Raw genomic sequence first — 18202 nt, forward strand, 5'->3', positions numbered from 1 at the left:
TGCTGGCCGGCCGCGTTCGCCGGTCCCCGTCATGGTGAGCCGATCACACGCTGGCCGAATGTAGGACCATATCAACGCAAAACTATGGCGGCCGGTTCCAACCGGCGTCGCCTTGGCAGGGAAGGCGCCGGAGCGCCCCGATCCGGTTCAGATGAAGAGCATCGCCGTTACGAAAACGAATGCGGCTCCGATCAGGATCGTATGCAGGGACCGTGATAAACTCATTTTGTCTCCTCCATTTATGGTTACGAATATATGACGGTTTCCACGCTTGGCAAAGAAAAATCGTTGTTGCGTTGCGGAAGCGCCCTTGGTCCGGTCCGGCCTGAAAACCTCCCATTTTCCCAGACTGTCAGGCTTTGCGGTCCGTTTACATGCGCAATGTCAAACGCGCGATTTTTCTCGGAACGGGGCGCCTTGAGGCGGCTTCTAGCCTGTCGCGGTAGGGATTGCTTGAGCATTTTGTGCGATGGCTTCTATTCTGTGGACAAGCGAGCGGCTTTCGGGCCACCGGCAAGAGGTACGAGATGGAGCAGGTAGTTCACGAGGCCGTCACCCACGGCGCGTCCCATGGCGGCAGTTTCGCCGCCGTCGCGCTCGTCATCGCGGTTGCCGCACTTGCCGGTCTCGGTTTTCTCTGGCTGCGCCAGCCGCCGCTGGTTGGCTTCATCCTCGCCGGCATCCTGCTCGGCCCGACGGGAATGGGGCTGATCGCCAACAGCGACAGCGTCGCCTTTCTCGGCGAGATGGGCGTGGTCGTTCTGCTGTTCTTCATCGGCATGGAACTGTCGATCAGGGCCTTCGTCGTGTCACTCCGTCAGGCGCTGCTGGTGGTGGCCGGCCAACTGGCGAGCGCCGCGGTCCTCGCCCTCGTCATCGGCTTCCTGCTCGATGCCACCACACGGGAAATCGTGATCCTCAGCTTCGTCATCGCCATGTCCTCGACCGTGGTGGCGATGAAGATGCTGGACGAGATGGGGGTTCTGCGCGGCGATGCCGGCCGGATCGCCGTCGGCGTGCTGATTGCCCAGGACATCGCCGTGGTGCCGATGCTGATCTTCGTCTCGAGTTTTGGCGGCGAGGGCTTCGACGTGACGTCGACGGCGGTCCGCGTGGTTGTCGCCGTCGGCATCATGGCGGGCCTGCTCTGGTATTTCGGCCGGTACGGCAAGCTGAAGATCCCCTATGCGGAGAAGGTGGAGGACAAGGTCGAGCTTCTGGCGCTCGGCGCGCTGGCGCTCTGCTTTTCGGCGGCTGCCCTTTCGGGCGTGGCCGGGCTTTCGCCGGCCTATGGCGCCTTTCTCGCCGGCATATGCGTCGGCAATTCCACGCTTCGCAGCCGCGTCATTCCGGTCGTCGAGCCGATCCAGAGCGTGCTTCTGGTGATCTTCTTCCTCTCCATAGGCCTTCTGATCGATCTCGGCTTCATCTGGAACAATCTTCTGACCGTGCTCCTGGCCGCCGTCGGCGTGATCGCCGCCAAATCCGTGCTCAACGTGATGTTCCTGCGCTGGACAGGCTCCTCGGCCCAGACGGCGCTGGTCGCCGGGCTTTCCATGGCCCAGGTCGGCGAATTCTCCTTCGTGCTGGCCGCAGCCGGCCTTGCCGCCGGCGCGCTCGGCGAGGACCTCTACCGCCTCGTCATCGCCATGACGGCGATCTCGCTTCTGGTCTCGCCCGTCTGGGTCTCGGTGATGCGCCGGCTCGAGGCGAGCTTCAGCGAGGGGCTGCAGAGCTATCGCAACGCTCTTGCCGTTGCCTATGCCCAGGAGCTGCGGGAGGTCGATCGCGGCCGCATCTTCGTCGGGCGGATGGCTGCGGGTGCGAGGGCAAGGCTTGTCGCGCTCAGCCATGCGCGGCGCGAGCGCCGCCGTAGAAAGGCCGAGCGCAAGGCGGAGATGGCGCGGGAAAAGCAGGCGGCAGCGGCAAAGGCCGGATCTGCCAGCGCAGAAAAGCCCGCGCCGCACGCACCCGAGGGCGACAAGGCGGAGTAACAGCCGCTTTACCTCGGACCCAAGCTCCGTTAACCTGACGCCTGTTCAGCTTACCGCCCTTCCGGCGGCGGGCCCCGGTATGCCAGGCCGGGAGGAAGGCGATGCCTTCGGTTCGGCCCGACCTTTCCATACCGGGATATCCTGATGACCGTCCTTGCATTCCTGCGCGAAAACGCCCGCTGGGTGGGCGGCGCGTTCTTGATGAACTACTTCACCGCCTTCGGCCAGACCTATTTCATCTCGCTTTCGGCCGGCGATATCCGCGCCGAATATGGCCTCAGTCACGGCGATTTCGGCCTCATCTACATGGGCGCGACGCTTCTGAGCGCGGCAACGCTCACGCGTCTCGGCCGGATCGTCGACCATCGCAGCGTGGTGCAGGTGGTGTTCCTCGTCATGCCGCTTCTGGCGCTTGCCTGCCTGCTGATGGCCTTTTCCCAGTGGATTTTCCTGCTGTTCATTGCGCTCTACATGCTGCGGCTCTTCGGCCAGGGCATGATGAGCCACATCGCGGTGACCGCCATGGGCCGCTGGTTCAATGCCATGCGCGGACGTGCCGTCTCCTTCTCCTCGCTCGGCCTGCAGACGGCGGAGGCCAGCTTTCCGTTGATCTTCGTGGCGGTGTCCGGCCTGGTCGGCTGGCGCGGAAGCTGGGTTGCCGCTGCCGCCCTGACGCTCGCCGTCGGTCTGCCGCTGATCATCGCCCTGATGCGGGTGGAGCGCGAGCCGCAATCGGCAGCGACCGGCCACAAGGTGCAGATAGCGCCGCGCGACTGGACGCGTGGCGAGGTGCTGCGCGACCCCTTGTTCTGGGCAATCCTCGCCGTCTTCCTCGCGCCGCCCTTCATCGGCACCACGATCTTCTTCCACCAGGTCTATATGGTGGAACTGCGCGGCTGGACGCTGGAAATGTTCGCGGGCTCGTTCTTCCTGATGTCGATTTCGAGCCTGGCGGCGATGCTGGCAACCGGCGTCATGGTCGACCGGTTCTCATCGGTCGCGGTCATGCCCTTCATGCTGCTGCCGATTGCCGCCGCCTGCCTGATCATCGGCGTTTCGGGCGCTGAATGGACGCCCTTCCTCTTCATGCCGCTGATCGGCTGCTCGATGGGCGCGTCGGGCACGCTCAACGGCTCGCTCTGGCCGGAGCTCTACGGCGCGCGCCATCTCGGCAGCATCCGCGCCGTGGTGATCGCGGCGATCGTGTTTTCCACCGCCGTCGGCCCCGGGCTGACCGGCTATCTGATCGACGCCGGCGTCTTCTACCCTGGCCAGATCGCGGCGATGGGCCTCGTCAGCCTTGCCCTGGCTGTCCTGATGGCCGGCCTGCGCCGCCGTCTTCTGAAACGGGCCGGCGCATAGAAAAAGCCCGGTCCAGAAAGGCCGGGCTTTCACAAATCCAGAAAAAACTAAGATCTTACTTGATCTTGGCTTCCTTGAATTCGACGTGCTTGCGCGCGATCGGATCATATTTGGTCTTGACCATCTTTTCCGTCATCGTGCGGCTGTTCTTCTTGGTGACGTAGAAAAAGCCGGTGTCTGCCGTCGACAGCAGCTTGATCTTGATCGTTGTTGCTTTTGCCATGTTCTTCTGCCTTCAAGAGCAATCCGCCCTCCATCCTGGAGAAAGCGGAACCGGTACGCCCGGACTGTTACCTAAAAAATCAAGAAGCGCCCGCATCGGACGCTTCGCTGGGCTCGCCGGGCCTTCGCCACGGCAAAATCTGGCGGGACACTACGAATCTTCGCGCAAAAGTCAAGGCTGAGTGGCCGCAAAACCGTTTGCCTTGCCCTTCCGGCCAAACTTTTGTTGCCGCAGGGGCGATTCTGCCCCTAAAACACGCCGGGCGCAACCACCGCATTCTGGAGAGGGAGCCGGCAATGATTCCATGGGTCGAACTCGATGAGGCCGAAATTCCGGGCGAGGCGGGCACGCTGCGGCTGAAGCAGCGCGGAACCGAGTTCTCCATCATGCTCGGCGCGAACGAGCTGATGAACAGCCGGCTTTCGGGCTCCGAGGAGGCGCTTGCCGAACTTGCTGCCGAAAGGATCGCCGGTCGGGACCGGCCGTCTGTCCTGATCGGCGGTCTCGGCATGGGCTTCACGCTGCGCGCCGCCCTTGCGGTTCTGCCCAAGGATGCCCGTATCGTGGTCGCCGAACTGGTGCCGGCGGTCATCGCCTGGGCGCGCGGGCCGATGGCCGCCGTGTTTGAGGGGGCGCTCGATGATCCCCGCGTGGAGATTTACGAGGGCGACGTGACGCAGTTGATCGCGGCCTCGCGGAACAGCTTCGACGCGATCCTGCTGGATGTCGACAACGGGCCGGACGGGCTGACACGGGAAGACAATGACCGGCTCTACAGTCTTTCCGGTCTTGCCGCCTCGAAACGAGCCTTGAAAAAGGGCGGCGTGCTCGCCGTCTGGTCGGCGCATCCCGATGACCGCTTCACCGCGCGCCTGAAGAAGAGCGGGTTCGAGACCGAGGCGAAGACGGTGCGCGCCCATCGCAAGAAGCGCGGGCTGAAACATGTGATCTGGCTCGGTCTCGCGCGATAGCTGCAAAAAGCCTTCTGGCGTGGCAAAACCGCCCGGAACTGTTGACCCGTCCGCCTGTCTTAACCATAGAGTTATCAGGCGTGCCATTGTCCGCAGCGTGCGCTGAGACAAGAAAGAGGACGCTTCCTTTTCATGGAAAGCAAACTGAGACGCATTCTTCGCTTCATGGAACTGACCGACGTGTTTTTCGCGGTGTTCGATGAAGAGGACAGGCTGATCTTCGCCAACCGGAAGTACCGGGAAACCTTCTATCTTGCGGCGGAGGAATATCCGCTCTGGCCGGATCTGATGCGCCGCAATTTTCACGCACGGCGCGGAACGGTGATTTCCAATCCGGATTTCGAACTCTGGCTGAAGGGCACGCTGTCGCGGCGCGGCAAGGTGCCGTTCCGCGCCTTCGAGACCGATGTGCATGACGGCACCTGGCTGTGGATGACGGAGACGGTGGACGAGGACGGCTGGATGCTGTGCCTTGCAAGCGACATCACGCCGCTTCGCGCCCAGGGCCGGACGCTGAGGCAGGAGCGCGACATCGCGCTCAGGTCATCGCTGACGGACGAACTGACGGGCATCGCCAACCGCCGCTTTCTGATGGAGCGGCTTTCCGACATGGTCGAGCGCGAGCCGGAGACGGGCAGGAGCCCGGCGGGCTGTTTCGCGATCTTCGACGTCGACAATTTCAAGCAGGTGAACGACCGCTTCGGCCACGCCTTCGGCGACCGGTTGCTGATCGGCTTTGCCCAGAAGATTTCGACGCTGGTCCGGCGGGTCGACTGTTTCGGTCGGCTCGGCGGCGAGGAATTCGGCCTTGTTCTGCCGCGCATGACGCCGGCAGAGGCCGCTGGCGCCGTCGAGGCGATGCTTGAGGACGTGGGCGCGTTGCGGCCATTTTCCGAGCACCCGGAATTTGCCTATTCCTTTTCCGCCGGCATAGCCTCCGCGGCCCGCCGCGAGGATCAGGCCGATCTCTACGCCCGCGCCGATGCCGCGCTCTACAAGGCAAAACGCGCCGGCAAGAACAGGGTCTGCCTCGCCGATTGACCCCGGAGCGCGCAGCGGCTAGAGAAGTCCCGCGCGGGACGGCCCGCGCCAATCGATACCCATCCGGGACGGCCCGGCCACTCTTGATCAAAAGGAGGGCCGCGTCATGGCCTGGTTCATTCTCGCAATTGCCGGTGTTCTCGAGATCGTCTGGGCCTTTTCGATGAAAAAGTCCGCGGGCTTCACCCTTCTCACCCCCACGCTCGTCACCATCATCGCCGCTGCCGCCAGCTTCGTGCTGTTGTCGATCTCCATGCGCACGCTGCCGCTCGGCACGGCCTACACGATCTGGACCGGCATCGGCGCCATCGGCGCCTTCGCCGTCGGCGTGGCCGTTCTCGGCGAGGCGGCAACGCCCGGAAGGCTGATTGCGGCGGCGCTGATTATTTCGGGGATCGTGCTGATGAAGCTTTCGGGCGGTCAGGGGTGATGCACGGCGTCAGGCGACGCGGATGGTCCTTCTGAACGTCAGCGAAATACGGCGCTGCCGGCTGATTTTCGCGCCTGCGACACTGTCGCTCTTGCGTGCCGGGATTTCATGCGTCCAGTCATAGCGGGCCGATCCTTGCATGATCAGCGCGGAGCGTGGATCGAGAAGGACGGCGCGCTTTGCTTCACCGCGGCGAAAGATCATTTCGCAGGATGACAGAAGACTGAGAGACACGATCGTTTCGCCGAAGCAGGGCGGACAGTCGATATGGGCGCTGATGCCCTGTCCCGGAAGATATTCGTTTGCAATCACCTGGTCTGGCTTCTCGCCGAATACCACTTGAAGCTTCTCGGTAACATCGTCGAGCCAATCGGGCAGAGGTCCGATATAGGCATCGGGCGTCACCGCGCGGGCTTTGTAATCATAGCGATAGCCGAAGTGCTGGACCCGTCGCTTGAGTTCCGTGCTCCAGGCAAGAGCATCAAGCGCTTGCGCCAGGGCGACCTCCTCCGAAGGCGCAACGAACTCCGGCAGAATGGCGGCGCCCGGTGGCAGGTCATCACCCATGTCGAAGAGCGTATTCATCACCGCTCGGAATAATCCACCGCCTCTTCGCGTCCCTTGCCGTCGAATCCGTGCATCTTGAGCGCCCATTGCAGGCCGATGACTGCGCCTTTCATGGGCTGGATGAGGGCGAAGGCGGTAAGCGCCGTGAGCGGGACCCAGACGGCGAGGTGCACCCAATCGGGCACGTCGAAGAGTTCCGCGCCGGTCATGTAGCCGCCGACCATGAAATGGCCGAGCACGAGGATAACGAGATAGGCCGGCAGGTCGTCGGCGCGGTGGTGATGGATTTCCGTGCCGCAGTTTTCGCAATGGTCCACGGTCTTCAGATATTTGTAGAACAGCTTTCCCTTGCCGCAGGCGGGGCAGCGGCCCTTCAGGCCCGTCAGCATGGCGGGCGCGAGCCGGCGCTCGTCATCCGGCTTGTCGCCATAGCGGTGGTGATTGTCGTCGGCCTGTTCGGACATGGTATCCTCCGTGAGGCCCGATTTATCCCGAAAGTCTGACGAAACGCAATGGTGTGGGGGTGACTGTGGCGGGTATCGCGGCATGGGCAGTGTCCCCCGATCTCCCCCCTTGAGGGGGAGATGCCCCGACAGGGGCAGAGGGGGGGAACCGATTGCTACACGGTCTTGCGCCAGAGGTTGGCTTCGATACCCCCCTCTGTCGCGTTCGCGACATCTCCCCCTCAAGGGGGGAGATTGTTGGCGGCGAGGCCGGTGCATGCCGTACAGCTACAGCCGAGACTGTCCTTACCGCGCGGCGCAGACCGTGGCGTTGCCGTTGGTCCAGCAGCCGCCGCCTGTCAGGCGGAAGCCTTCGCCGAGCGGGGCCTGGGCGTGGGTGGCGCCGGGCTCGGCATTCCAGTGCGCGCCTGCCGTTCCGTCGCCGAAGGGTGAAACCTCCGCAAAGTACTGGCCGAGATAGTTTTCCCGGTCGGTGTTGATCCAGAACGTGCCGGTGCCGTCATTGGCAAGCCAGATCGGGCAGCCGGCGGCCATGTCCACATAGGTCTTGCCGGCAACGATCAGCTTGCAGGAGCCGTAGATCACGTTCGGGCCGGAGGATTGCTGCTGCGGCTGTGCCGGCGGCGGGCTCGAGGCATTCTGGAAACAGGCGAAGGTTTCCTCCGAGGCCCGGCTGCTGCCGGAAAGCGCAAAGGCCACCTCGTTCCAGCCCGTGCCGGTGTCGTAGCCGAAATGGATGGAGGAGGCGTTGGCGAAGAGGTCGATCTCGCCCCAGGGCTCGTCATTCGGCAGAAGCAGCGTGCGCCACTCGAATGTGTACTGGTCGGGCACAAGCTGCATCGCATAGGTCATGCGCGAAGACCGATCGCCGTCGAACCACATCTCGACATCGACCGGAAAGGGTGAGGCGGCCGAAGCGTAGCTCGAAAAGCCGATGCCGGTGGTCGACGCGTCATGGCGGAAGAAAAGGCCTTCTTCCGAGCCGGTGATGCGCATGGCCTCGCAGGCCGTCACCTGGCCATTATCCTTGATCTGGGTGATTTCCCAGCCATTGAACTGGGCATAGGGCACGGCTTGCTGCGCCTGCGCCATCGGCGCGAGAGAAAGAACGCCAGCGGCAAGCGCCGCCGCGAAGGCAGAGCTGATCGAGTTCATTCGGATGTTCCCCTGTTCGCTCGGGCGGCATCCCCCTTAGACCCGCTCCGGCGATGATAGCGTTATCCGAAGCTTGCGATCAGTCAAGGTAGGCGGCCCGTCCGGCCGCCGTCTTTTATGCAATAGTTCTAATAAAAGTCCGAGAAAGCCTGTGGCCCGGTCTAGCGCCGCCCGCGTCCGCTGCGCCGTCCCGCGCCGCCGCCGCGCATCGGGCGGCCGGTCTTCGATTTGTGGAAGGAGCGGGTGGGGGCGGGGAGCTTGCGGCCGGACGACAGCATTTCGAAGCGCAGCGCGCCCGCAAGCGGGATCGCCTCCACAAGCTGAACCTCGACATTGTCGCCAAGCTGATAGCCGAGATTGGAGCGCTCGCCGACCAGCGCCTGACGCACCTCGTCATGCACATAATAATCGCCGCCAAGGGTGGAGACCGGCACGAAGCCATCAGCCCCATATTCCGGCAGGGCGATGAACAGGCCGGAGCGGGTGACGCCGGCAACGCGGCCGTCGAAACTCTCGCCGATGCGGCCGGCCAGATGATGGGCAATCAGCCGGTCGACGGTCTCGCGTTCGGCGGCCATGGCGCGGCGCTCGAAGGTGGAGATTTCGGCGGCGATATCGTCGAGCTGCTCTTCCTCCTCGCGCTCCAGACCGCCCTCGCCAAGGTGCAGGGCGGCCACCAGCGCGCGATGGACGATCAGGTCGGCATAGCGGCGGATCGGCGAGGTGAAATGCGCGTACTTCATCAGGTTCAGACCGAAATGTCCGCCATTTTCCGGCGAATAGACGGCCTGGCTCTGCGAACGCAGCACCATTTCGTTGATCAAGTCCTTCTGCGGCGATTGCTCGGCCTTCGACAGGATGCCGTTGTAGGAATTGGCCCTGAGATTGCCGCCCTTGGCGAGCGGAATGGAAAGCGTCGCCAGGAATTCGCGCAGGCTCTCCTGCTTGGAAAGCGACGGCGCGTCATGGGTGCGGTAGATCAGCGCCTGGCGCTTCTTCTCCAGCGTTTCGGCAGCCGCCACATTCGCCTGGATCATCATTTCCTCGATGAGCTTGTGCGCATCGAGACGCGGCGGCACCACAACCTTGTCCACCGTGCCGTCATCCTTCAGCAGGATGCGGCGCTCGGGCATGTCGAGTTCCAGCGGCTGGCGGCGGTCGCGCCCGCGCTTCATCGTCTCGTAGGCGGCCCAGAGCGGCTTCAGCACGGGTTCCAGCAGCGGACCGGTCTTGTCGTCGGTCTTGCCGTCGATGGCGGCCTGCGCCTGTTGATAGGAAAGCTTCGCCGCGCTCTTCATCATGATGCGATGGAAGGTATGGGAGGCCTTGCGGCCATCCTTCGAGAAAACCATGCGCACGGCCATGGCGGGCCGATCCTCGCCCTCGCGCAGCGAGCAGAGGTCGTTGGAGATGCGTTCCGGCAGCATCGGCACGACGCGGTCGGGAAAATAGACCGAATTGCCGCGCTTCAGCGCCTCCCGATCAAGCGCCGACTTGTGGCGGACGTAATAGGAAACATCGGCAATCGCGACGGTGACGATAACGCCGCCCTCGTTTTCAGGCCGCTCGTCGGGTTCGGCGAAGACCGCGTCGTCATGGTCCTTGGCATCAGCCGGGTCGATGGTGACGAGCGGCACGTCGCGCCAGTCCTCGCGGTTCTTCATCGTCGCGGGCTTGGCCGCTTCGGCCTCGTCGATCACTTCTTTCGGGAAGATATGCGGAATGCCGTGCGAATGGATGGCGATCATCGACACGGCTTTTTCCGACGCCAGCGAACCGACAATGGTCAGCACCTCGCCGCGCGGCAGGCCGTAGCGGCCCGAGCGCTTGACATCGGCCTCCACAAGGTCTCCGTCCTTCGCGCCGTTGAGCGCGGTCTCGTCGATGGCGATCTCGTTGTCGCGGCGGTCGATCGGCATTAGCCGGGCCGAACCATCGTCGAACATGCGGATAACGCCCAGCGCTGCCGCGCGCCGCTTGTCGATCACCTTGATGATGCGGGCGGTATAGGCCGGGCCGGTTTCCGATTTCGACGGGAAGATCTTGGCGACGATCCTGTCGTTGAGGCCGGCGGTCGGCACCTTGCGCTTGCCGTTCTTGCCGCCGCCGGACTGGCGGATGAGGACGGCAGGGGCTGCCCCTTCCTCCTCCGGCCATTCGGCTGGCCGGCCGATCAGCTCGCCATCCTTGTCGCGGGTGGTGATGTCGAGCACGGTAACGGGCGGCAGCGCGCCGGGACGGACCAAGCTCTTGCGCTTCTTCTGCAGCATGCCCTCGTCCTCGAGGTCGCGCAGCAGGTCCTTCAGTTCGACGCGGGCCGCGCCCTTGATGCCGAAGGCCTTGGCGATCTCGCGCTTTGACGCGCGGTCGGGATTGTCGGCGATGAACTTCAACAGCACATCGCGCGGCGGCACATCGCCGTGAATGATTGCGTCGGGCTTATTGGAAGCCGGGCCGGTTTTCGGTTTTGCGCTCAACTGTCGCTCTTTTCGGCCTCGGCCTCATCGGTCTTCTTCTTTTTCGAAGCCGATGCCTTCTTGGTTGCCGAAGCGGTTTTGGATGTTGTCTTCTTGGCTGCGGGCTTCTTGGCCGGAGCCTTCTTCTTGGCAGGCTTTTTTGCGCCGGTCTTTTCCATGCGCGCCGTCAGAAGCGGAATCGCCTCTTCCATGGTCACTGACTGCGGGTCCTTGCCCTTCGGCAGCGTGGCGTTGATCTTGCCCCATTTCACGTAAGGACCGTAGCGGCCGTCATTGACGGTCACTTCGCCGCCGCCATCGGGATGTTCGCCGAGCGACTTCAGCGCGGCCGGCGCGGAGCGGCGGCGTCCGCCATTGGCGCGCTTGTCGGCGATGATCGAGACGGCGCGGTTGACGCCGACGGAGAACACATCCTCGATGCTCTCCACATTGGCATAGGTGCCGTCATGAAGCACGAAGGGACCATAGCGCCCGAGGCCGGCGGAAATCATCTTGCCGTCTTCCGGATGCGGTCCGACCTCCCTCGGCAGCGACAGAAGCTGCAGCGCCTTTTCGAGATCGATGTCTTCCGGCTTCCAGCCCTTGGGCAGAGACGTCCGTTTGGCTTCCTTGCCTTCGCCGCGCTGAACGTAGGGACCGAAACGACCGGTCCTCAGCGTCACGGTCTCGCCGGTTTCGGGGTCAACGCCGAGTTCGTTCGGCTCGTTCGGATTGATGCCATTGGCCTCGGCATCGGCGTCCGCGCCGAGCTGGCGGGTGAAGTTGCATTCCGGATAGTTCGAGCAGCCGACGAAGGCGCCGTATTTGCCGAGCTTCAGCGAAAGCTTGCCGGTGCCGCAAACCTGGCAGGTGCGCGGATCGGAACCGTCCTCCCGCTTGGGGAAGACGAGCGGCGCCAGCGCCTCGTTAAGCGCGTCAAGAACATTGGTGACGCGCAGTTCCTTGGTGTCCTCGATCTGGGCGAAAAAATCCTTCCAGAAATCGCGCAGGACCTGCTTCCACTCCAGCGAACCGTCGGAAATCTTGTCGAGCTTTTCCTCAAGGTCGGCGGTGAAATCATATTCCACATAGCGATTGAAGAAGTTTTCAAGGAAGGCCGTCACCAGCCGGCCCTTGGCCTCCGGCGTCAGCTTGCGGTTTTCGATGGCGATATATTCGCGGTCGCGCAGCGTCGCCAGCGTCGAGGCATAGGTCGACGGGCGGCCGATGCCGAGCTCTTCCAGCTTCTTGATCAGCGAGGCTTCCGAATAGCGCGGCGGCGGCTCGGTGAAATGCTGGGTGGCGCGGATCTTGTCCTTGTCGACGCTTTCCTGGGCGTTGATCTCGGGCAGGCGACCATCATCCTCGTCATCGTCGGACGGCTGCTTTTCCTCACGATTGTCGGCATAGGCCTTGAGGAAGCCGTCGAACTTTACGACCGTGCCGACGGCGCGCAGGCCGGCGGTCTCGCCGCCCTTGGCTGCGGTGATCTCGGCCGTGGTGCGTTCCATCTCGGCGGATGCCATCTGGCTGGCGATGCCGCGCTTCCAGACGAGATCGTAGAGGCGGAACTGGTCGGCATCGAGATATTTCTTCACCGATTGCGGCGTGCGGGTGAAGTCTGTCGGGCGGATGGCCTCGTGGGCTTCCTGCGCGTTCTTGGCCTTCACCGAATAATGCCGGGGGCTTTCCGGCAGGTAACGCTGGCCGAACTGATCGCCGATCGCATCACGGGCGCCGGTGATGGCCTCGGGCGCCATGGAAACGCCGTCGGTACGCATATAGGTGATGAGGCCGGCGGTTTCGCCGCCGATATCCACGCCTTCGTAAAGCCGCTGGGCGACCTGCATCGTCCGCGAGGCAGAAAAGCTGAGGCGGGAGGAGGCTGCCTGCTGCAGGGTCGAGGTGGTAAAGGGCGGGCCGGGATTGCGGCGCACGGGCTTTGCCTCGACGCTTGCCACCGAATAGGTCGCGCCTTCGAGCAGTTCCTTGATGCGGCCGGCATGCTCGCCGTCCTTGATCGAGTTCTTCTGGACGCGCTTGCCATCAGCCTGCACGAGGCGGGCCTCGAAGGCATCACCGCGCACCGTCTTCAGGTCGGCGACGATGTTCCAGTATTCTTCCGGAATGAAGCGTTCGATCTCGCTTTCGCGGTCGCAGACGAGGCGGAGCGCCACCGACTGAACGCGGCCGGCCGAGCGGGCGCCCGGCAGCTTGCGCCATAGCACAGGCGACAGGTTGAAGCCGACGAGGTAATCGAGCGCGCGGCGGGCGAGATAGGCATTCACCAGCGCCTCGTCGATGTCGCGCGGATTGGCCATGGCATCGAGCACGGCCTTCTTGGTGATGGCGTTGAAGACGACGCGCTTGACCGGCTTGTCCTTCAGCACCTTCTTCTTCTTCAGCAGGTCGAGCACATGCCAGGAGATCGCTTCGCCTTCCCTGTCCGGGTCGGTTGCGAGAATGAGGCCGTCGGCGTCCTTGACCGCGTCGGCGATATCCTTCACCCGCTTGGCAGAGGCGGTGTCGACCTTCCAGGACATGGCGAAGTCCTCGTCCGGCAGCACCGAGCCATCCTTCGGCGGCAGGTCGCGCACATGTCCGAAAGACGCCAGAACCTTGTAGTCCTTGCCCAGATATTTGTTGATGGTCTTCGCCTTGGCGGGGGACTCTACAACGACTACGTCCATGTCTTCCGTCTCAATTCTGTCTGTGCCTTCTCGCGCGCATCTTCGGCTGCCTCCCCGGCGCGGTCAACAGACGGGGGAAGCCGAGTGGCCTCCGCCGATCTTTTCAGCGCGGATATGAAGGCCGAAACCGGAGCGCGGTCGGCATATTCCGTCAGCGTTTGCCGGGATGGCGCTGATGCGAGGAGGCGTGTTCAAAGTTCACATCCCTGCCATCGCATGCGTTCTCGCTGGCTCTTTCGGCACTGCCTTTACCTCGAAACAGGGGAACAGTGCAAACCCGACGTTTGTGTCGGCTTTCATGCTGGCCGAAATGGACAGGCTTGGGCTTCCGGTCAAGTCCCGTCATCGAATTTCGGATAAATACAACCAGGCACAACCGGCAGGCAATACTTTTAGTAATTGCAATCCCCATCTGGAACGGTATTGTTTGGTAACGACAAGAGCTAGGGCGATGCGGTGGACATGCAAGGCTGATGGGTGAGTAAATGCCAGCGAATATTTCCGGAAACGACAATGAGAGAAGGCTGACGGAGGATGAAATTATTTATATAAGGCAGATACTTGGTCAGTTACGCCGTCTCTCTGACAAGGAAGGTACGGAAATTCTCTGCTATCTGATCGATATGGCTTATCTTGAGGCTGGGGAAGTGCAGTCGCAGCTCATTACAAATCTCCGAAAAGAGTAGAAACCAATCTTTTTGTTTCAATATATAGTTGTGTAGGCGATACCTATTTGATCGGAAATGCACAGCCGATCAGGTGAGCGATATCCGGCCGCCGGGATGACGGACAAGCCGGCCGGCAAGATCAAGCTCCAGCAGGATCAGCTGTACCTTGGCCGCGTTCACCCCGGTAAACCGGATCAGATCGTCGATCTCGCAGGGGCTTGGCCCCAGCGCCTCGGCGACGCGAAGGCGATCGTCCTCGCGGGGCTCGACTTGCGCCTGCCCTTCCGGTTCGCTCTCTTCGCCCGCATCGCCGGACAACGGCAACTCCAGATCAGAAAGCGGCGCCAACGCCTCCAGGACGTCCTCGGGCGAACAGACGATCATCGCTCCCTGCTTGATCAGGCCATTGCTTCCCTGAGCTCGCGGATCGAGCGGCGAGCCCGGCACGGCAAGGACAAGCCGGCCGGCCTCGTTCGCCAGCCTGGCCGTGATCAACGAGCCTGAGCGCATGGCGGCCTCGACGACGACAACCGCAAGCGCGCAGCCGGCAATCAATCGGTTGCGCCGGGGGAAGTCCCGTGCGCGCGGCTCCCAGCCATAAGGCATTTCGCTGATTGCGACCCCGCCTTCCGCACAGATCCTGCGATAGAGCTCGGCATTTTCCGGCGGATAGATCCGGTCGAGGCCGCCGGCAAGGGCGGCGAGAGTGCCGTGTTTCAGGCTTGCATGGTGGGCGGCGGCGTCAATGCCCCGGGCAAGCCCGGAGGCGGCCGTATAGCCGGCGCCGGAGGCTGCGGCGGCGATCATGGCGGCGAATTTGGCGCCGGCGACCGAGGCGTTGCGCGCGCCGACAATGCCGAGCGTCGGCCGCGTCGCGGTCTCGCCGCTGCCACACATGGCGAGAAGCGGCGGCGCGCCGTCGATCGCGCGCAGAGCCGGCGGATAGTCGGGCTCGCCGATGGCGACGAAGCGGCCGTCATGGCGGGCGGCCATCTCCATCTCGCGTTCGGCATCGGCAATGCTGGCAACGCGGATCCGCTTCATCGCGCCGCCGCGTTTTGCCAGTTCCGGCAGCATTTCGAGCGCCTTTTCGGCGCTGCCGCAATGATTGATGAGTTCGCGGAAGGTTGCTGGCCCGACATTGTCGCTCCTGATCAGCCGGAGCCAGGCGATGCGCTGGCTCTCGGACAGCGAGATGCCGGAGGGGCTCACCGTATGGCTTCCATGTCCTGACGCAGCGCGCACGCTTTGCCGCGAGAAGCCAAACCGTTCGTCACCCTTTTTCTCCGATCCTGCTTTCCTTGCCCGATATCAGGCGCTCGATATTGGTCTTGTGCCGCCACCAGGAAATGATAGTGAGGACGGCCATGACCATTGAAGCCTGCGGTTGATCCATTATCCACAAGGCAACCGGGATGACAAGAGTGGCGACGAGAGCCGACAGCGAAGAGTAGCGCGACAACCGGGCGACCAGAAGCCAGACGAAGGCAAAGATCAGCACCGCTGCGGGGGCGACGCCGAGAAGCACGCCGATATAGGTTGCCACGCCCTTGCCGCCCTTGAAGCCGAGCCAGACCGGGAAGAGGTGGCCAATGAAAGCCGCCGCGCCCGCTATCAGGCCGGCGTGAGGACCATAGAGCTTGGCGCAGATGATGACGGCGAAGGTCGCCTTCAGCGCGTCGAGCAGCAAAGTGAGGGCGGCGAGATGCCGCTTGCCGGTGCGCAGGACATTGGTGGCGCCGATATTGCCGGAGCCCATCTTGCGGATGTCGCCGAGGCCGGCCATGCGGGTGATGAGATAGCCGAAGGGCAGGGACCCCAGAAGATAGCCGATCGCGATGACGATCAGCGCGTCAACAGGCGTCAGGTCGAAAGCGAATAATTCCCCCACGATGCTCATCCTCTCCTAGCTTGCCTGATAAACGCATTTGCCGCCGACATAGGTGCGCACGGCGCGACCGGAGAAGCGGGCATTTTCAAACGTTGTGTTCTTCGAAAGCGAGACGAGGCGGTCGGGCGTGACGATCCATGGCTCTTCCGGATCAATCAGCGTGATATCCGCACGGGCGCCGGGCTGAAGCGTACCGGCATCGAGATCGAAGACTTTCGCCGGTCGGGTCGACATCGCATCGATCAGCCGCATCAGCGGCACTTCACCGGAATGATGCAGGCGGAGCGCGGCGGACAACATGGTCTCAAGCCCGATCGCACCGTCCTCGGCATCGGAAAAGGGCAGGCGCTTGGTGTCGACATCCTGCGGATCATGCGAGGAGACGATGATGTCGATCAGCCCGTTCTTCAGCGCCTCGACCATCTGCAGCCGGTCCTCTTCGTGGCGCAGCGGCGGCGTCAGCTTGAAGAAGGTGCGGTATTCGCCGATGTCGTTTTCATTCAGCGTCAGATTGTTGATCGAGATGCCGCTGGAAACAAAGGCCCCGCGTTCTCGGGCGACGCGGATCGCCTCGACCGATTCGGGCACCGAGATCAGGGCTGCGTGGTAGCGGGCGCCGGTCAGGGCTGCGAGCCGCAGGTCGCGTTCTAGCGGAATGATCTCGGCCTCGCGCGGAATGCCGGAAAGGCCGAGCCAGCTGGCGAACAGCCCCTCGTTCATCACGCCGGTTTCGCTGAGGTAACGGTCGCGCGGCTCCAGCGAGACCACGGCGTCGAAGGCGCGGGCATAAGTCATCGCCCGGCGCAGAACCCGGTTGTCGGAGAGCGAATAGCGGCCATTGGTGAAGGCCACCGCGCCTTCGCCCTTGAGCAGGCCCACTTCCGTCATCTCGAGGCCGGCAAGCCCCTTGGTCAGCGCCGCAGCGGGGAAGATGTTGACCACAGCATTGTCGCGCGCGGTCTTCAGCACGAATTCCAGCAGCGCGACATCATCGATCGGCGGATGGGTGTCGGGCATCATCACGAAGGAGGTGATGCCGCCGGCGGCAGCCGCAAGACTTGCCGAATGGATGGTCTCGGTGTGCTCTGCGCCGGGCTCTCCGACGAAGACATGGGCATCGACGAGACCGGGGGCGGCGACAAGGCCGCGGCAATCGACGACCTCCGCGCCGTCCGGCGCGCCCTGGTTAGCCGCATCGCGGCCGGCAGCAAGAATGCGGCCGTCCTCGATGATGATCGTGCCGGTCTCGTCAAGATCGCGGGACGGGTCGATGATGCGGGCGTTGTTCAGAACCAGCGGTTTCATACCCGTGCGCCTCCATTGTCCGAGAGCATCAGCGTTTCCATCACGGCCATGCGCACGGCGACGCCCATTTCCACCTGTTTCTCGATCACGCTTTGCGGCCCGTCGGCGACATCGGTGGCGATTTCCACGCCGCGATTCATCGGGCCGGGATGCATCACCAGCGCATCTTCCTTGGCGGCCTTCAGCTTTTCGGCATCGAGCCCCCAGAAGCGGAAATATTCTCGGATCGAGGGGACGAAGGCGCCGGACATGCGCTCGCGCTGCAATCTCAGCATCATCACCACGTCGGCGTCCCTCAGCCCGTCTTCCATGTTGTCGAACACCTCGACGCTCATGTCGCGGATCCCGGCGGGCAGAAGCGTTGCCGGGCCGACAACGCGCACCCTGGCGCCCATCGTGTTCAACAGAATGATGTTGGAGCGGGCGACGCGCGAATGCAGGATGTCGCCGCAGATGGCAACCACGATATTGTCGAGCCGGCCCTTGGCCTGTCGGATGGTCAGCGCATCGAGCAGCGCCTGTGTCGGGTGTTCATGCGCGCCGTCTCCGGCATTGATGACCGAGCACGCGACCTTTTGCGAAAGCAGTGCTGCCGCGCCTGCCGAAACATGGCGGATCACCAGCACGTCGGGGTGCATGGCATTCAGCGTCATCGCCGTGTCGATCAGCGTTTCGCCTTTTTTCACCGATGAATTGCCGACCGACATATTCATCACGTCGGCGCCCAGCCGCTTGCCGGCCAGCTCGAAGGAAGCTTGCGTGCGGGTCGAGGCTTCGAAGAACAGGTTGATCTGGGTGAGCCCGCGCAGAACGCTGTTTTTCTTTTCGCGGGAACGATTGAATGCTATGGCCTCTTCGGCCTTGTCGAGAAGTGTCCCGATATCAATGGGCGAAAGGCCCTTGATGCCGATCAGGTGGCGGTGGGGAAAGAAGACCATGAAGCTTTCCTCCATATGAGGCCGTGCGGTCTATCGCTTGAAGTCCT

General features: G+C 63.1%; 16 protein-coding genes. 6 read left to right on the plus strand and 10 right to left on the minus strand.

What is annotated here, in order from left to right; genetic code table 11:
- Positions 1-527: 527 nt before the first annotated feature.
- Entirely contained in the window at positions 528-1994 is a 1467-nt protein-coding gene (locus GGR30_RS16855) for a cation:proton antiporter (protein WP_183488496.1), read from the plus strand.
- A 144-nt stretch (positions 1995-2138) separates the two neighbouring features.
- On the plus strand, positions 2139-3356 hold the full coding sequence (locus tag GGR30_RS16860; protein WP_183488498.1) for an MFS transporter: 1218 nt from the start codon (positions 2139-2141) through the stop codon (positions 3354-3356).
- A gap of 55 nt (positions 3357-3411) precedes the next feature.
- Here the strand turns inward: GGR30_RS16860 and rpmG are convergent, their stop codons facing one another.
- Positions 3412-3579: a 50S ribosomal protein L33 gene (gene rpmG, locus GGR30_RS16865; protein WP_018066542.1), complete on the minus strand. Its 168-nt coding sequence runs from the start codon at positions 3577-3579 to the stop codon at positions 3412-3414.
- Between the two features lie 296 nt (positions 3580-3875).
- On the opposite strand from rpmG, the gene GGR30_RS16870 reads away from it, so the two are divergent.
- From GGR30_RS16870 to GGR30_RS16880, 3 genes are all read left to right on the plus strand, one after another.
- Positions 3876-4550, plus strand: a complete 675-nt coding sequence (locus GGR30_RS16870; protein ID WP_183488500.1) for a spermidine synthase — start codon at positions 3876-3878, stop codon at positions 4548-4550.
- Between the two features lie 132 nt (positions 4551-4682).
- Positions 4683-5591, plus strand: coding sequence for a sensor domain-containing diguanylate cyclase (locus GGR30_RS16875; protein ID WP_183488502.1), 909 nt, complete (start codon positions 4683-4685; stop codon positions 5589-5591).
- A 106-nt stretch (positions 5592-5697) separates the two neighbouring features.
- Complete coding sequence (locus GGR30_RS16880; RefSeq protein ID WP_183488504.1) at positions 5698-6021, plus strand: DMT family transporter; 324 nt, start codon at positions 5698-5700, stop codon at positions 6019-6021.
- 9 nt (positions 6022-6030) lie between these two features.
- Here the strand turns inward: GGR30_RS16880 and GGR30_RS16885 are convergent, their stop codons facing one another.
- The 5 genes from GGR30_RS16885 to topA form a co-directional block, all read right to left on the minus strand.
- Positions 6031-6606 (minus strand): alpha-ketoglutarate-dependent dioxygenase AlkB, encoded by a 576-nt coding sequence (locus GGR30_RS16885; RefSeq protein WP_183488506.1) that lies wholly within the window; start codon positions 6604-6606, stop codon positions 6031-6033.
- Positions 6606-7052 carry a DUF983 domain-containing protein gene (locus GGR30_RS16890; protein WP_183488508.1) on the minus strand — a complete coding sequence of 149 codons (447 nt, stop codon included), beginning with the start codon at positions 7050-7052 and terminating at the stop codon, positions 6606-6608. Before GGR30_RS16890 ends, GGR30_RS16885 begins: the two co-directional genes overlap by 1 nt.
- Positions 7053-7337: 285 nt before the next feature.
- The gene (locus GGR30_RS16895; protein WP_183488510.1) at positions 7338-8207 is read right to left on the minus strand and encodes a hypothetical protein; all 870 of its coding nucleotides are present in this window, start codon (positions 8205-8207) and stop codon (positions 7338-7340) included.
- Positions 8208-8368: 161 nt separating this feature from the next.
- Positions 8369-10684 (minus strand): ribonuclease R, encoded by a 2316-nt coding sequence (rnr, locus tag GGR30_RS16900; RefSeq protein ID WP_183488512.1) that lies wholly within the window; start codon positions 10682-10684, stop codon positions 8369-8371.
- Complete coding sequence (gene topA, locus GGR30_RS16905; RefSeq protein WP_183488514.1) at positions 10681-13353, minus strand: type I DNA topoisomerase; 2673 nt, start codon at positions 13351-13353, stop codon at positions 10681-10683. The genes rnr and topA overlap by 4 nt, the downstream gene beginning before the upstream one ends.
- Before the next feature lie 485 nt (positions 13354-13838).
- On the opposite strand from topA, the gene GGR30_RS16910 reads away from it, so the two are divergent.
- The gene (locus tag GGR30_RS16910; RefSeq protein WP_183488516.1) at positions 13839-14039 is read left to right on the plus strand and encodes a hypothetical protein; all 201 of its coding nucleotides are present in this window, start codon (positions 13839-13841) and stop codon (positions 14037-14039) included.
- A 69-nt stretch (positions 14040-14108) separates the two neighbouring features.
- Here the strand turns inward: GGR30_RS16910 and dprA are convergent, their stop codons facing one another.
- The 4 genes from dprA to GGR30_RS16930 all read right to left on the minus strand — a co-directional run bounded on the left by dprA (position 14109) and on the right by GGR30_RS16930 (position 18155).
- Complete coding sequence (dprA, locus tag GGR30_RS16915) at positions 14109-15233, minus strand: DNA-processing protein DprA (protein WP_183488525.1); 1125 nt, start codon at positions 15231-15233, stop codon at positions 14109-14111.
- Positions 15234-15294: 61 nt separating this feature from the next.
- The gene (gene plsY, locus GGR30_RS16920; protein ID WP_183488527.1) at positions 15295-15921 is read right to left on the minus strand and encodes a glycerol-3-phosphate 1-O-acyltransferase PlsY; all 627 of its coding nucleotides are present in this window, start codon (positions 15919-15921) and stop codon (positions 15295-15297) included.
- A 6-nt stretch (positions 15922-15927) separates the two neighbouring features.
- Positions 15928-17217, minus strand: a complete 1290-nt coding sequence (locus GGR30_RS16925; protein ID WP_183488530.1) for a dihydroorotase — start codon at positions 17215-17217, stop codon at positions 15928-15930.
- Positions 17214-18155, minus strand: coding sequence for an aspartate carbamoyltransferase catalytic subunit (locus GGR30_RS16930; RefSeq protein ID WP_183488532.1), 942 nt, complete (start codon positions 18153-18155; stop codon positions 17214-17216). Before GGR30_RS16930 ends, GGR30_RS16925 begins: the two co-directional genes overlap by 4 nt.
- Positions 18156-18202: the final 47 nt, after the last annotated feature.

This window comes from Martelella radicis (genome assembly GCF_014196625.1).
In the GTDB taxonomy this organism is placed as follows: Bacteria; Pseudomonadota; Alphaproteobacteria; order Rhizobiales; family Rhizobiaceae; genus Martelella; species Martelella radicis.

What these genes read in the sequence shown, in the direction of transcription:
- plsY (WP_183488527.1), bottom strand. Translation starts at nt 15,921, where the DNA reads ATGAGCATCGTGGGGGAATTATTCGCTTTCGACCTGACGCCTGTTGAC.
- GGR30_RS16930 (WP_183488532.1), bottom strand. Translation starts at nt 18,155, where the DNA reads ATGGTCTTCTTTCCCCACCGCCACCTGATCGGCATCAAGGGCCTTTCG.
- GGR30_RS16925 (WP_183488530.1), bottom strand. Translation starts at nt 17,217, where the DNA reads ATGAAACCGCTGGTTCTGAACAACGCCCGCATCATCGACCCGTCCCGC.
- GGR30_RS16885 (WP_183488506.1), bottom strand. Translation starts at nt 6,606, where the DNA reads ATGAATACGCTCTTCGACATGGGTGATGACCTGCCACCGGGCGCCGCC.
- GGR30_RS16855 (WP_183488496.1), top strand. Translation starts at nt 528, where the DNA reads ATGGAGCAGGTAGTTCACGAGGCCGTCACCCACGGCGCGTCCCATGGC.
- GGR30_RS16870 (WP_183488500.1), top strand. Translation starts at nt 3,876, where the DNA reads ATGATTCCATGGGTCGAACTCGATGAGGCCGAAATTCCGGGCGAGGCG.
- GGR30_RS16910 (WP_183488516.1), top strand. Translation starts at nt 13,839, where the DNA reads ATGCCAGCGAATATTTCCGGAAACGACAATGAGAGAAGGCTGACGGAG.
- GGR30_RS16860 (WP_183488498.1), top strand. Translation starts at nt 2,139, where the DNA reads ATGACCGTCCTTGCATTCCTGCGCGAAAACGCCCGCTGGGTGGGCGGC.
- rpmG (WP_018066542.1), bottom strand. Translation starts at nt 3,579, where the DNA reads ATGGCAAAAGCAACAACGATCAAGATCAAGCTGCTGTCGACGGCAGAC.
- topA (WP_183488514.1), bottom strand. Translation starts at nt 13,353, where the DNA reads ATGGACGTAGTCGTTGTAGAGTCCCCCGCCAAGGCGAAGACCATCAAC.
- GGR30_RS16890 (WP_183488508.1), bottom strand. Translation starts at nt 7,052, where the DNA reads ATGTCCGAACAGGCCGACGACAATCACCACCGCTATGGCGACAAGCCG.
- GGR30_RS16875 (WP_183488502.1), top strand. Translation starts at nt 4,683, where the DNA reads ATGGAAAGCAAACTGAGACGCATTCTTCGCTTCATGGAACTGACCGAC.
- GGR30_RS16880 (WP_183488504.1), top strand. Translation starts at nt 5,698, where the DNA reads ATGGCCTGGTTCATTCTCGCAATTGCCGGTGTTCTCGAGATCGTCTGG.
- GGR30_RS16895 (WP_183488510.1), bottom strand. Translation starts at nt 8,207, where the DNA reads ATGAACTCGATCAGCTCTGCCTTCGCGGCGGCGCTTGCCGCTGGCGTT.